The 13,968-nt window shown below is 49.8% G+C and carries 11 protein-coding genes; 7 read left to right on the top strand and 4 right to left on the bottom strand.

Translation table 11 applies throughout. The annotated features are described in order from the left end of the window. Window positions 1-38 precede the first annotated feature (38 nt). On the top strand, window positions 39-1,301 hold the full coding sequence (gene gltS / locus QZQ46_RS03250; protein ID WP_296826784.1) for a sodium/glutamate symporter: 1,263 nt from the start codon (window positions 39-41) through the stop codon (window positions 1,299-1,301). Here gltS and QZQ46_RS03255 read toward each other — a convergent pair. After that, on the bottom strand, window positions 1,298-2,104 hold the full coding sequence (locus QZQ46_RS03255; protein ID WP_296826786.1) for a tetratricopeptide repeat protein: 807 nt from the start codon (window positions 2,102-2,104) through the stop codon (window positions 1,298-1,300). The two genes, gltS and QZQ46_RS03255, sit on opposite strands and share 4 nt — an antisense overlap. Before the next feature lie 223 nt (window positions 2,105-2,327). On the opposite strand from QZQ46_RS03255, the gene clpB reads away from it, so the two are divergent. From clpB to QZQ46_RS03285, 6 genes are all read left to right on the top strand, one after another. Continuing rightward, window positions 2,328-4,916, top strand: coding sequence for an ATP-dependent chaperone ClpB (clpB, locus tag QZQ46_RS03260; RefSeq protein WP_296826788.1), 2,589 nt, complete (start codon window positions 2,328-2,330; stop codon window positions 4,914-4,916). A 109-nt stretch (window positions 4,917-5,025) separates the two neighbouring features. Then, the gene (locus QZQ46_RS03265; protein ID WP_296826790.1) at window positions 5,026-5,529 is read left to right on the top strand and encodes an S-adenosylmethionine decarboxylase family protein; all 504 of its coding nucleotides are present in this window, start codon (window positions 5,026-5,028) and stop codon (window positions 5,527-5,529) included. A 30-nt stretch (window positions 5,530-5,559) separates the two neighbouring features. After that, window positions 5,560-6,162: an HD-GYP domain-containing protein gene (locus QZQ46_RS03270; RefSeq protein WP_292279405.1), complete on the top strand. Its 603-nt coding sequence runs from the start codon at window positions 5,560-5,562 to the stop codon at window positions 6,160-6,162. A 267-nt stretch (window positions 6,163-6,429) separates the two neighbouring features. After that, a complete protein-coding gene (locus QZQ46_RS03275; RefSeq protein WP_296826792.1) occupies window positions 6,430-7,281 on the top strand; it encodes a hypothetical protein in 852 nt (283 codons plus the stop codon). A 115-nt stretch (window positions 7,282-7,396) separates the two neighbouring features. Beyond that, the gene (locus QZQ46_RS03280; protein WP_296826793.1) at window positions 7,397-7,762 is read left to right on the top strand and encodes an MFS transporter; all 366 of its coding nucleotides are present in this window, start codon (window positions 7,397-7,399) and stop codon (window positions 7,760-7,762) included. A gap of 17 nt (window positions 7,763-7,779) precedes the next feature. Then, window positions 7,780-8,076 (top strand): hypothetical protein, encoded by a 297-nt coding sequence (locus QZQ46_RS03285; RefSeq protein WP_296826795.1) that lies wholly within the window; start codon window positions 7,780-7,782, stop codon window positions 8,074-8,076. Between the two features lie 350 nt (window positions 8,077-8,426). Here QZQ46_RS03285 and QZQ46_RS03290 read toward each other — a convergent pair whose 3' ends face one another. From QZQ46_RS03290 to QZQ46_RS03300, 3 genes are all read right to left on the bottom strand, one after another. Beyond that, complete coding sequence (locus QZQ46_RS03290) at window positions 8,427-10,712, bottom strand: SEL1-like repeat protein (protein ID WP_296826797.1); 2,286 nt, start codon at window positions 10,710-10,712, stop codon at window positions 8,427-8,429. Next, window positions 10,699-12,390: a hypothetical protein gene (locus QZQ46_RS03295; protein ID WP_296826799.1), complete on the bottom strand. Its 1,692-nt coding sequence runs from the start codon at window positions 12,388-12,390 to the stop codon at window positions 10,699-10,701. Before QZQ46_RS03295 ends, QZQ46_RS03290 begins: the two co-directional genes overlap by 14 nt. A gap of 392 nt (window positions 12,391-12,782) precedes the next feature. Next, window positions 12,783-13,916 (bottom strand): alpha/beta hydrolase, encoded by a 1,134-nt coding sequence (locus QZQ46_RS03300; RefSeq protein WP_296826801.1) that lies wholly within the window; start codon window positions 13,914-13,916, stop codon window positions 12,783-12,785. Window positions 13,917-13,968: the final 52 nt, after the last annotated feature.

A 13,968-nucleotide genomic window follows, 5' to 3' on the forward strand; every position in this document is an offset into this window, starting at 1 on the left:
TCTGCCCATAATCGGTAAAATATGAAGGGGGCTTATTTGTGGCTGTAAATCTTAATATTTATCAAACATTAGCCGCAGCGATTGTCGTTTACTATACCGGCGTATTCTTGCGTGCAAAATTCGACGTCCTGCGCAAGTACTGTATCCCCGCTCCGGTCGTCGGAGGCATCTTATTCGCTATCATCAACTGCATTCTCTATACTCAGGGTCTTTGGCAGTACGAGCAGGATACGATTATGCAAAACATCTGTATGATGCTCTTTTTCACCAGTGTCGGCTACACGGCCAGCATCAGCCTCATCAAACGAGGCGGCATCATGGTCTTTAAAATGGCCATCGTCACGACGATTCTCATCACCTTCCAGAATATCATCGGGGTGAGCCTCGCGACAATCTTCGACCTCAGTCCTCTCATGGGACTGGCAACGGGATCGGTTCCCATGGTCGGCGGTCACGGCACGGCAGCGGCCTTCGGTCCCTTGTTGGAAGACATCGGCCTTGACAGCGGCGTCACCATTTCCGTCGCCGCCGCTACCTTCGGTCTCGTCGCCGGCGGTGTCATCGGCGGGCCGATTGGGGAAGGACTGATTCACAAACACCATCTGGTCAGCTCGGCTGAATCAGAACGGTTCGATCCTTCGGCCAACGCCGACGCCGTATCGCGGTTGAAAGCCGTAGCCGGCGATAAGGAACGGGCCGAAAACGCCATCAAGATTGAAAACAAAATCGGCCAGACCATCGACAACTACCGCTTCATGAACGCCATGGCCCACCTCTTTCTGGCCATGGGTCTCGGAACGATCGTCAGCGGTTTCTTCAGCAGCATCGGCCTTGTCTTCCCTGGCTACATCGGCTCGATGATCGTCGCTGCCGTCATCCGCAACATCGCCGACTTTACGCACAGCTTTAAAGTCTACCAGCATGAAAGTGAAGTCCTGGGCAATCTGAGCCTGACCGTCTTTTTGACATGCGTCCTCATGAGCCTCAAGCTCTGGCAGCTGGCAGACCTTGCCGTACCTCTGGTCGTCATGCTCCTCAGCCAGGCCTTGTTCATGGCCCTTTTCGCCTACTTCATCGTCTTCCGCATCATGGGCCGCGACTACGAAGCTGCCGTCATGACCAGCGGCGTCTGCGGCTTCGGCTTAGGGGCTACGCCCAACGCCATCGCCAACATGACGGCTATGACGGAAATCTTCGGCCCGGCACCGACGGCCTTCTTCGTCATTCCCCTCATCGGGTCCTTAATCATCGACCCGGTCAATGCCACGATTATTACGGTATTTATCAATATCCTCCATTAATCGTCCTGACTTTTGTTTCGCCAATATAGCGCTTCATCGCGATCCATTTCTACGCCATCGCCCCTTTCCAGGGCGGTGGCGTAATTTTTCATGCCCTCTTTATAGCCTGACGCTGCAGACTGAGCAAACCAGTAGGCCGCCTGAATGCTGTCAGGACCTACGCCGTGGCCGTCACGGTAGAGGACGCCCAAGTTGTTCTGCGCCGGCCCGTCGCCGGCCATGGCCGCTTCATAGTACCAGTGCGCAGCCAGTTCCCAGTCTTGAGGAACGCCATAGCCTTTTTCATAGAGATAGCCGAGATTGTTTCCGGCAATGACATTTCCCTGCTCTGCCGCCTTGGCATACCAATAGGCGGCTTTTTCATAATCCGGTTCCCCGGTGTAGCCGAACTGATACATGATGGCCGCATTGCACTGGCCGTCGCCGTCGTCGTGATCGGCAGCCCGCCGGTACCAGTACAGGGCCTTTTCGTAATCCTGAGGGAGATCCTCCCCTATTTCATAGAGATGGCCTAAATTATTCTCAGCCGCTCCATAGCCCCGGCTGGCGGCCGCACCGTACCAAAGGACAGCCTGTTCGATATCGCGCTCCGTGCCTAACCCATGCTCATATTGGTAGCCCAAGTTATACTGACCGGCAGCATAACCGCCCTTGGCCGAACGGCTGTACCAGTAAAAAGCCTTCTTATATAAATCATCTTTATCTTCTATATCGGCGTCAAAAGCGTCAAAGAAATAATCGTCTCCCATGGCACATTGAGCCGCTGCATCGCCGCTAAAGGCCAGTCGTTCTGTTTCGTCCATCGTCGGACTCCTTTCATCGGTCTCCCATGACGGAAGACAATCTTTATACTGCCTCGATTGTAGGGGAAAGGATGAGGGCTGTCAACAACGTCTTTTCCAAAAGATTTACAAATTTTCCTTTTTGACATATTGATTTTTTGACTTTTACAGCTATAATGATACTAGAAGCTAGCGAAAAGCTCCTAATCCTGAATACAATCGCCATAATAAGGAGGTCTTACTTATGGGAAACGAAAAATATACACAGAAAGTCATGGAAGCCTTCCAGTCTGCCCAGCAGATTGCCGCCCTCCATTACAACCAAGAAATCTCCTCGGTCCACATGCTCATGGGCCTGCTCAAAGAGCCTGAAGGCCTGCTGAGCACCATCCTTACGGAATGTCAGACCGACGTCCCCATGCTCCAGGCACGGTTGGAACAGCTGCTGAAGAAAATCCCTTCCGTCCAAGGTTCGAGCCAGATGTCGATGTCGACGGAAATGGTCCGGGTCATCGGCAAGGCTCAGCAGTTAGCCGACTCCATGCACGATGACTACATCAGCACAGAACACCTGCTCCTCGGCATCGTCAGCGAAAGCAGCAGCGACGTCCAGGAACTGTGCCGTGAATTCGACCTGCACCAGGACAAGATCATGAGTACCATCAAGGCCAACCGCAAGGCCAACGTCAATACCGACAACCCCGAAGGCAACTACAAGGCCCTTGAAAAATACGGCCGCGACCTGACGGCAGCTGCCCGCCAGAATAAGCTCGATCCGGTCATCGGCCGGGACGACGAAATCCGCCGGACCATCGAAATCTTGTCGCGTCGCCGCAAGAACAACCCGGTACTCATCGGGGAACCGGGCGTCGGCAAAACGGCCATCGTCGAAGGATTGGCCCGCCGCATCGTCAGCGGAGACATTCCGGAATCGCTGAAGAACAAGACACTCTACTCCCTCGACATGGGTTCTCTCATTGCCGGGGCCAAATACCGCGGTGAATTCGAAGAACGGTTGAAATCGGTCCTCAATGAAATCGCCAAATCCGACGGTCAGATTCTCCTCTTCATCGACGAAATCCACACCGTCGTCGGCGCCGGCGCGTCCGAAGGCTCCATGGACGCCGGCAATATCCTGAAACCGATGCTGGCCCGCGGCGACCTGCGCTGCATCGGGGCTACGACCCTCAACGAATACCAGAAATACATCGAAAAGGACGCTGCCCTCGAACGGCGTTTCCAGCCGGTCATGGTCGCCCAGCCGTCCGTCGAAGATACGATCACCATCCTCCGCGGCCTGAAAGAACGCTATGAAGTCCATCACGGCGTCCGCATCCGCGATAAGGCCTTGGTTGCAGCTGCCGTCCTCTCGGACCGCTACATCTCGGACCGCTTCCTGCCCGACAAGGCCATCGACCTCGTCGACGAAGCCGCTGCCAAGCTGCGCACGGAAATCGAATCCATGCCGACGCCGATTGACGAATTGAGCCACAAGATCATGCAGCTCGAAATCGAAGAACAGTCCCTGACCAAGGAAACGGACGACGCTTCCAAAGAACGACTGGCTAAGATCACGGCTATGAAGCAGGAATTGAAAGAAAAAGAAAACCAGCTCAAATCCCAATGGGATACAGAAAAACAGTCCATCCTGCACACCCAGGAACTGAAAAAAGAAATCGACGCCGTCAAGGGCGAAATGGCTCAGGCCGAACGCAACTACGACTTGGCGAAAGCATCAGAACTGAAGTACGGCAAATTGCCGGAACTGGAAAAACAACTGGCGGAACAGGAAGCTCACCTGGCACAGAAACAGGATTCTCAACTCCTGAAAGAAGAAGTCGGCGAAGAAGATATCGCCCAGGTCGTCAGCCGCTGGACGGGGATTCCCGTCACTAAGATGATGACCGGCGAACGGGAAAAACTGCTCCACCTCGACGAAACCCTCCATAAACGCGTCGTCGGTCAGGACGAAGCCGTCCGCGTCGTCAGTGACGCCATCATCCGCGCTCGGGCCGGCATCAAAGACCCGAACCGTCCCATCGGTTCCTTCATCTTCCTGGGGCCGACCGGCGTCGGCAAGACCGAACTTGCCAAGACCTTAGCGGAATCCCTCTTCGATGACGAACGGAACATCATCCGCATCGACATGTCGGAATACATGGAAAAACATACCGTATCGCGCCTGATTGGGGCGCCTCCGGGATACGTCGGCTATGACGAAGGCGGTCAGCTCACCGAAGCCGTTCGCCGCCGTCCCTACAGCGTCATCCTCCTCGATGAAATCGAAAAGGCTCATCCGGACATCTTCAACGTCCTCCTGCAGATCCTCGACGACGGCCGCCTGACCGACGGCAAGGGCCGGGTCGTCAACTTCAAGAACACGATCATCATCATGACCAGCAACCTCGGTTCTCATGAAATTTTGGAAACGCCGGACTATGAACAGGCCAACCAGAAAGTCCGCGACCTGCTCAAACAGTACTTCCGTCCGGAATTCCTCAACCGTGTCGACGACATCGTCGTCTTCAAGGCCCTGCAGAAAGACCAGGTACGCAATATCGCAGCCATCCTCTTGGACCGCCTCGGGCAGCGCCTGGAAAAACAGATTAAGATCAAACTCACCTGGACTGATGAAGCCCTGCAGGAATTGGCCGACAAAGGATTCGATCCCCAGTTCGGTGCCCGTCCCCTGCGCCGCTTGATTACCCATACCGTTGAAACATCCTTGAGCCGCAGCATTATTGCCGGCACCATCCGCGAAGGCGATACGGTCGCCATCGGCTTTGACGGAACGGATTTTACCTTCACGCCCATTCGTGAGCACAAAGCATAACTAAAACGAGCCTCATGGGGTTTTAACATATCCCGTGAGGCCCTTTTTGGTTTACAAGTTCCCAAAAACAGTATATAATTAATTGTAACTAAGTAACGGGTGGAGATTTATGAATAACACATTAGGAAAACATGTACTCATCGATTTTTATAACTGCAAAGCTTCTATTACCGAAGCCGAAGACTTGCAGCCCTTAGTGGAACGCGCATTCGACCTGGTAGGCGCGCCTGCTGAGGGCATTACCTTCTTCCATATAGACGACGAACTGACATGTATGGCTGGATCGGGCAACGCCCATATCAGCATTCATGCCTATCCTCTCCTCTCCTACGTGGCAGTAGACATCTACAGTTTCAACATCGACCTCAAAACGAGCCAAATCATGAGCGCATTAAAAGTAAACCTCCGTTCTGACCGCATCAAGGCGACGAGCATTCGCCGCGGTGATTTTGGCTCTATCCGCGACATGCGCCCGAAGCGCAAGTCCAAGATTACGACAGCACGGCGTATGAAAAATACAGGGGCTCGCATCAAAAAGACGAGTGCCAAAATGTTCAATATCCTTCGTCATCCAAAAAAAGTACGCCAGTCGAATCGGACGACGAACGAGTAAAGTGGTTGCAGATGAAAGGGTTTGTTTGTCATGTATATGGTATCGTTAAATCAAGCAGCGGGCATTGCCCGTGAAGAAATGACGTCACTGGACGGCATTACGGCAGAGTTGCTCAACTTCATACAGCTAAAAAGTCAGCGCTTATATATGCACTCCCTGCAAGTTGCCAACTACAGCGTCAGTATCGCTGCCAAACTCATGCTTCCCAAGAGCGAAATCGAACAGATAAAATACGCCGCTCTGCTCCATGACGTCGGTCTTTTGGTCGTATCTAATACACTTTTGGTCAAGATACCCTATTTAAACCGCTCCGAAATGGCACAGTACAAGCGCCATGCAGCGTCAGGCGGCAACATGCTGGAAAACATCCCCTGCTGCCAGGACATCGTCCCCTACATCCGCTATCACCATGAGCACTGGGACGGTTCCGGCTTTCCCAAACACCTGCGCGGAGCCAATATCCCCTTAGGGGCGCGGATCATCGCCGTGGCCGACTACTACGACATGATCATCAACCCGTCGACAGAATTTTGGGCGAAGACAAAAAAACAGGCCGTCCGCGAACTCTTCAGTTCTTCGGGCCTCCTCTTTGACCCGGAAGTGGTCAAGGCCTTCATTGAAATCTTAGGCTGATAAAAAAACATAGACAAGCGCCGCCGGCGACAGACTCCCTGTCATACCGGCGGCGCTTTTTATCGTCCTTCCGCCTCGTTTCAGAAGACAAAAATTCCGTCCTGTCCGCTGTAAAAAGCCGACAAAAGAACGATCCGACAGATGTTCTGCCATTCAATATATGGTATAATTAAATGTAATTATGAAGCTTATTGATAAGCAAATTTTCCAAAGGATGTGATGGTATTGAACCTGGCACCCCGACGTGCTGACCGTGGAACTCATGTAATGATTCTACTGATTACCTGGCTTTATGTTTTCATCAATATGATGACTCGTGACTTTGAAATCCCATCCATTATAGCCGTCGTCGTCTTATTCATCGCTTTTACTTGGCGGCGCATCATGTACATCGTCATCACGGCGGCCGTTACGATGCTCCTCATCAGTATCTTTCCCTTTTTGGCACCCATTGCCTTTATTATCATGGTGGTCATCTTCTGCCTGCGCCTGAAATATATTGCGGCCAATTGGCGGGCCGTCGCGGCCGGATTCTATATGTACGGCGTAGGCTTCTACTTTGCCTTTCTTCGCAGTACGACCGTCGAAACGATTCCGGCCCTGCTCACGGGTTTCGTCGCAGCCGTTGGTTTCCACCTCATCCTGATTTGGCTTTACAATCATCATTACACCCTGGAACGGGCCCTTCCCATCATGGGCGTCGCCCCGCTGCTCATCATCCTCATCTGCCTGCCCTTCATCAAGGCCTTCGGCGGATTTGACGCCATCACCGATGCTGCCGACACGGCCGTCGATACGGCCCACCACGGCGGCGACATGCACGGCGGTTCCGATGCCGTCACGCCGGCACCTGGCCACCACTATACCCACGACTATTACCGCACCGGACCGGACGGCACCCTGCATCACGTCAGGGGCTACGAAGCGACCAATCCCGACGGTATCGTCACTAACAACTATTCCTATCACGGCCAATCCGTCTCCGGCCACGCTTCCGGAGGCCATGGTACAGTGTCTGCCGAAAATGCATCTGCAACGCCGACGGATCCCATTGCCGACAGCACTATCGTCGCCGATCCCGGTCCGAAACGGACAGAACCTAGGGAAGAAGAGGATTGACGCAAAATAATACCTCAACAGCACGAAAAAGCCTGATTTCTTGTTACGAGAAGTCAGGCTCTTTATGTATGTGGAATGTTTCTTAGATCACCAAAAATAACAGGAGGATCATGATATGGATAAAACAAAAATGGCGCTGATTGCGCTGGCTATGATGTTTTTTGGTACGGGCATCACGGAATTCATTGCCGTCGGACTGCTGCCGATGCTCTCTCAGGAATTTAGCATCGCCTCTTCCGTTGCCGTCAGCTTAGTATCGCCTACCAAAAGCGCCGGCGCCATCGCCTTCATTTTCAGCGGCTTTACCATCGCTACGGCCTTTGCAGTCCCCTTGGGAACGTATCTCAGTTCCTTCTTCAGCTGGCGCCTGCCCTTCTGGAGCGTCGTCGCCGTCGCCGCCCTGACCTTGTGGCTTAACTACCACTGCATCCCCAATGATGCCGGACAAGCAACGACCAGCCCCAACTGGCGCAATCAGTAGAAATTGATGTAGCCGGAATGGGACTCATGGCCTTCATGAGCGTCCCCATGCTGCAGGCCAACATCATGCTGCTGGCCAAACGCCACGTACCGAGCGCCGTCGATTTGGCCTCGTCCCTAAACATCGCCGGCTTTAGCGGCGGCATCATGTTAGGCGCCATCTTAGGCGGCATCGTCATCGACCATATCGGCCTGGCCTATACCCCGCTGGCAGCCGCCTTCATGGTAGCCCTCAGCGTCATATTGACTATCGTCGCCATAGCCCTTCAGAAAGAACCCGTTGCCTCTTTAAAACTGCAAAGAGCCTCGAATTAACAAGGCCCTGCATGTACACCTAAGCCAAGATTCTCACCACTAAATATACGATCGATTTCAATCACCTTTCCGATTCACAATGCATAGTGACTTAACTGCATCTATGCTGCTTGAAAGGTGATTTTTTAATATCGTCATTTCTCCAACATAACTGTAGTGACTTAGAATAGGCACTTTCTCAATAGAATCCCCTGCCCAAAGAAAAAGCCTGATTTCACGCATCCTGGAAATCAGGCCTTTCAGCATATTCTCAATGACTTTAGTGCTATCAAAAGATTACTGAATACTTCTTAAATCATCGAACAATTGCCTATTTCAAAATTACCTATCACGGTCTTTAAATATGTCAATTAATAGGAATAGCCTAACTTATTTAATTGTTTAATGGCATCTTCATCTCCCCCTGCTGCCGCCTTCCTAAACCATTCAACGGCCATTGCCTCATTTTTCGCTAATCCCTTTCCTCCGACTAAGTAAGATATACCTATTAGAACTTGCACATCATTCGCCCCTTGTCTTTCTGCTTGTTTAAATAATTCGACAGCTATCGCTACATCTCGATCTACACCTCTTCCCATTCCATAGCACATACCCAAACGAATCATTGCTCGAGTATGCTCCTGTTCCACTGCCTTTCTATACCATTCAACAGCCTGCGCTTCATTTTTCTCCACGCCGACCCCTTTGAAGTAGCAGTCACCCAAATTATTTTGCGCATTGGCATAACCTTGTTGCGCCGCCTTCCAAAACCATTCCACAGCCTGTGCTTCATCCGTTTCTATTCCGACTCCGTCTAGATAACTCAAGCCCAAACGATCCTGTGCCCTGGCATAGCCTTGTTCCGCCGCCACCTTATACCATACAACAGCGCGCTCTTCATCCGATTCTACTCCGTCTCCATTTAAATAACAGTCCCCCAACGCATATTGCGCAAGTTTATTTCCTTGTTGCGCTGCCTTCCGATACCATTCCACAGCCTGTGCCTCATCTACTCCTACTCCAACTCCGTTTAAATAGCAGTCACCCAAATTATTCTGTGCATCAGCATCGTCTTGCTCTGCTGCCTTCTTATACCATTCAACAGCTCTCGTTTCATTTTGCTCCACGCCAATTCCCATCTCATAACACATCGCCAAATAATACTCTGCAGCGGCATAGCCATGCTCCGCCACCGCTCTAAACAAATCAACAGCCTTCCCTTCGTCCCTCTTTACACCTCTTCCCATTAAGTAACACTCACCCAATTTAATCTGGGCTCTGACATAACCTGCCTCAGACGCCTTCTTATATAATTCAACGGCTTTCTCCTTATCTTCCCTGACGCCTTTTACACTATCATAGCACAAGCCTAAATTGACCATTGCATCAGGTAGTCCTTTATCGGCAGCTTTACGGAACCAGGAAACAGCCTTTTGATAGTCTTGCGTTGTGCCTAGTCCATACTCATAGCAAATGGCCAAGGCATTTTGTGCTCTCGCATCACCTCTCTCGGCAGCCTGTAAATACCAGTCATAGCCGAGGCTCTGGCAGTCTTTTATGCCTGTCTCCAGATCAAAAGCTTGTCCCATATAGATTTTATCCATACTAGCCTCGGAATTGGCAATGAGGGGACTCTCTTCAGCACACTGGTCCAGATTGAACAGTAAGTCCAATAGCAAATCATAGTACGTAACCTCTGTATTCAGATCTACTTGAGCCTGCTTCTTCATATAATTTAAAAGGACCGTTTCTTTCAGTTTTTCAGTATCCGTAACGCCCGTTACCTCCGACAAGGTGGCCAATAAATAAGACTCATCGCCATCTAATTTTTTCAGTTTATTCAAGGCACCAAAGCACAACAAATACTCTGGTTCTGCCTGATCAATTACGATGTCCCCGTCGCCCAACAGATAATCTTTCAAGGCTTTATCCTCGTTGAGATGCTGTACCAGGGTTAAATAGTTTATTTTTTCCCGAGCATCAAGGCCAATGGCTCCCATGGCCGACTTTAACAGCAACAGCTCACCTGTATTCCAATTCCCTTTTGTAATGTCGTAAAAATCTCTGGCTGTGCAGACGAGCTTTTCAACAGGTGTCAAATCGATGTATTCTCTCCCCTGATACATTCGATATTCTACGGATGCCTGCCAATTTAATAAAGCCACATTCCGCTCCACTTTATCGATGCGCAAACTCAGCTGCACAACTTGGCTTTGGTTATATTTTACAAAGTTCCGGAGTCCTTCATACAGGTCTTCAAATCTACGGTCGACTTCTCCTAAGGAAGCATCCATCTTATTATTCACAGCCTTCAGCAAATCAAAGCTCAAGACATTTTGCTCTGCCATTCTTTGCAGTATTTTCTGTGAAGCATACTGCGCCGTAACTAGTTGTGCACCGCCGGCATTGGCCAGCTTCTGATTACTGCCGGTGATGCTGCCGATTATTCTAGAGAGAAAACCTTTATTTTGCAGTTTTTGCTGTGCCTCTTCGGATTTACCCAGGGCAGCAATACACTCAAAGGTAAGGCGATTCACATCCTTACGGTTTTGTTGAGACTGCTGAATAACCTGATCAATTTTACTATCGAGGAACACGACTTCTTGAGGCGTTAAAACTTCATCAATCTTTACCGTTACGAAATTATTTGCTTCCATTTAGCAGTTCCTCCAGTTCTTTTTTATATGCTGAAATTCTGGCGTCTGATGCTTCTTTTTGCCTTTTATATAGAATTTCATCATGTTTCATTTCATTCAATATCACTTCTATTTGCATTGAAGAAATATTTCTTTGCTTCATAACATACCAAGCCTTGTCGGCAACCCTTTTATCAACATCTTGGTTGAGGAGCCGTTTTGCCATAGCCACCGTATCCACCTCGGCCGTGTTCGTAAGATAAGACATATCACGCTCTTCCTCAAAACCTTCGAGCAAATCCCCCAAGCCGGCAACAATCTGTCCATACTCAGGAATGTAAATAGCGGCCCTCATGGAAATGACGCTTAAAATAATTTTTTCCAGCATCTGATGTGCAAACTGTCTCTGATCGTCGGCGGCAAACATATCTTCAAGGACATCAGCCGTCAAACGGCTTTGTAAATCGCCTAACACGATATTTGCTTCTTCTTGAGACAGGAGGTACTCGTCAGCTAAAACCACCAACTCCGATTCCATAATTGCAATCATCTTATCGGCGTCATCTTCAATGAATGTGCTCATAAGCGCATGGGCGGCCTTCCCGGCGGCCATACCGCCGACAACACCTCCGGCGACGGTACCGACGCCTTCCACTATCATAGAGCCCAATACGGCCCCTCCCGCTCCTCCTGCCATGCCGCCGGCAGTTATGCTCAGATTCTTGAGTAGCTGCTCTTTCGAAATACGGCCTCGAAACATACTGATAAGCTGCGGCGTCGTTACAACTAATCCCAGTACGGCTGCTGCCGCAACGTTGCTTCTCAAAAGCTTCGCTAAATTCTTAGTAGCTGCATTCCCATAAATATTCGATCCGTCTCTCATAGAATTGACCAGCATATGACGCACATTGCTGGGAAGCATTTTAACCAGTTTGATCGATGGTTTGAGTAAGATATTATTTAATTGGGTACGAGTCAACTGTGCCGTTATAACCTCTGCTACGAAGGCCACTCCTCCCACCTGGATCCCGGCAGCTAAAGCCTGATTCAAGGCCACTTCCGGTTTTTCACCACTCCAGATCGCTTTGGCGAAGGCAATCGTTCCGGTGATTCCCATGGCACTCAAAGCCACGACGGCCCCGTGGGCAGCATCAAATTTTAATGACTCGATATTCCCTGCCTTCGCAATCTTCACGGCCTGCTCATAAGTAACACGCCCTTCTCTGATGAGTTTTTCCGCATCTTCCGGATTGGTGCAGCCGGGAACCTTGCCATCTCTGATTTTCTCTTTTAACAGCTCGACAGCTTCCTTAAACTGCCCCTTGGGGACTTCTAACTGCATCGGCTTCCCCTTACCATCTAAATACCGATAGTTCCCATCATGGCCAAAAGCTGAATTCACGCTCATCTTGGCATTTTGACAATATTTCGTTTGAATTAACGTGCCGTCGACGATGCGATCGGCCCCGTTTTTACGATTGTCATCGCCTAAAATAGCCGCATTTTTGCCGGACAACTTATCATATAAGTCATTGGCCTGCTCGGCTGCAAAACCGTGCCCTTGCCGAGCATTGAATTTCGACATTTTCTCCGTGTGGGCCCCGATATTGGCCCGTGTACTTTCATAATCAGCGGCTAAGGTTTGATGCAGCGGGCTTTTTAATCGCTGCTCTTTCCGATCCTCATTTTGTCTGCTCATATGACCTCCACATAGACGACCTGCCTCTATTACATCTCATTCACTGTTTCTATCAAGCGCTTATTCATATTTTTATTGTATACTTAAATTTACTAATACGCAACAACACAGATACTTCACTTATCATTATACCCTTCCAGATGGTCAAATTATGTCTATCCACCTTATCTGCAAAGCTTTACTATAAAAAATGACCTCCTAAAGTCAGCCAAACTTCAATGACCTTTCCTGTCTGTGATTCATGTCGCCCCTAAGGCTGTAATGATGCGAAAAGGTACTTTTTTAATATCCTCGTCCTCTACCGGGAAAATCATTTTTAGCAGTCTCAAAAAGATACGCCTGCGCAAAAAAGGCCTGACTTCTGGAAATCAGGCCTTTCACTTACGGTGATATTATTTTAAATGATCTTTGAAGAACTGTTCGAATTTATCAAAGGGGATTTTCTCGGTATTATCATAGAGGTCCGTATGGTTGGCACCGGGAACGATATAGAGTTCCTTATCCTTTGAACCGACGGCCTTATAAGCATCTTCGCTGAAATAACGGGAATGGGCTTTTTCACCGGCCACGATCAGCGTCGGCGTACGCATTTCTTTGGCGTATTCCATGATGGGCATATTGATGAGGCCCAGAGGCATGAGCGTCGTCCAGGAACCATTGGGGTTAGAGTTTACCGAACGCGGATGATAGCCGCGGCTTGTCCGATAGAAATCAGCATATTCGGCGATAAACTTCGGCGTTTCCGATGTAATATCTTTTTCCGGGTCCAGATTATTGGCCGGAGCTAAATCGGTATAATCATGTTTCGAGCTTTCCCAGCGAGCATTATTCAGTTGTTCCTTCATCTGGTACCGTGCGTCGGCACTTTGCGGAGCTACACGATCGTATTGCCCTTGGGGATCCATCGTAATTTCATAACCATTGGCCATGACCTGAGTCATATTATACATCGTGCTGACAGCAACAGCTTTGACGCGGGTATCCTGAATGGCATCATTCAAGGCAAAGCCGCCCCAGCCGCAAACGCCCAAGATACCAATTTTGTCACGGTCTACCATATCCAAAGATCCCAGATAATCTACCGCAGCGCTGAAATCTTCTGTATTAATATCGGACGATGCCGTATTGCGCGGATTGCCGGAGCTTTCACCGGTAAAGGAAGGGTCAAAAGCCAGGGTCACAAAACCGCGTTCTGCCAAGGTCTGTGCATAGAGACCGCTGACCTGTTCTTTTACGGCACCGAAAGGCCCGCTTACGGCAATGGCGGCTAATTTCCCTTGGGCGTTTTTCGGCACATACAAATCCCCTACCAGGGTAAATCCATAGCGGTTTTTAAAGGTTACTTTGCGGTGATCCACCTTATCAGACTGGGGAAATATCTTGTCCCATTTCTGTTCCAACTGGATCGTTTGGCCCGGTACAGAAACAGCAGTCGCATTGTCAGGCAAGGCTGCCAAAGAAGTAGCCGTAATAGCAGCAGCCAACAGAGCTGCCATCGAAGTCGTTTGAATTACTTTTTTCAACATAGTCTTGTCTCCTTTATCATCAAAAGTTTAGTTTTATGCTTCATTTATTATT

The organism is uncultured Megasphaera sp. (assembly GCF_900539295.1).
In the GTDB taxonomy this organism is placed as follows: domain Bacteria; phylum Bacillota; class Negativicutes; order Veillonellales; family Megasphaeraceae; genus Megasphaera.

Bases quoted from the DNA above. Each gene is read 5' to 3' on its own strand.
- QZQ46_RS03265 (WP_296826790.1), top strand. From the start codon at position 5,026: ATGAATAACACATTAGGAAAACATGTACTCATCGATTTTTATAACTGC.
- QZQ46_RS03270 (WP_292279405.1), top strand. From the start codon at position 5,560: ATGTATATGGTATCGTTAAATCAAGCAGCGGGCATTGCCCGTGAAGAA.
- QZQ46_RS03285 (WP_296826795.1), top strand. From the start codon at position 7,780: ATGGGACTCATGGCCTTCATGAGCGTCCCCATGCTGCAGGCCAACATC.
- QZQ46_RS03255 (WP_296826786.1), bottom strand. From the start codon at position 2,104: ATGGACGAAACAGAACGACTGGCCTTTAGCGGCGATGCAGCGGCTCAA.
- QZQ46_RS03275 (WP_296826792.1), top strand. From the start codon at position 6,430: ATGATTCTACTGATTACCTGGCTTTATGTTTTCATCAATATGATGACT.
- QZQ46_RS03300 (WP_296826801.1), bottom strand. From the start codon at position 13,916: ATGTTGAAAAAAGTAATTCAAACGACTTCGATGGCAGCTCTGTTGGCT.
- QZQ46_RS03295 (WP_296826799.1), bottom strand. From the start codon at position 12,390: ATGAGCAGACAAAATGAGGATCGGAAAGAGCAGCGATTAAAAAGCCCG.
- QZQ46_RS03290 (WP_296826797.1), bottom strand. From the start codon at position 10,712: ATGGAAGCAAATAATTTCGTAACGGTAAAGATTGATGAAGTTTTAACG.
- QZQ46_RS03280 (WP_296826793.1), top strand. From the start codon at position 7,397: ATGGATAAAACAAAAATGGCGCTGATTGCGCTGGCTATGATGTTTTTT.
- clpB (WP_296826788.1), top strand. From the start codon at position 2,328: ATGGGAAACGAAAAATATACACAGAAAGTCATGGAAGCCTTCCAGTCT.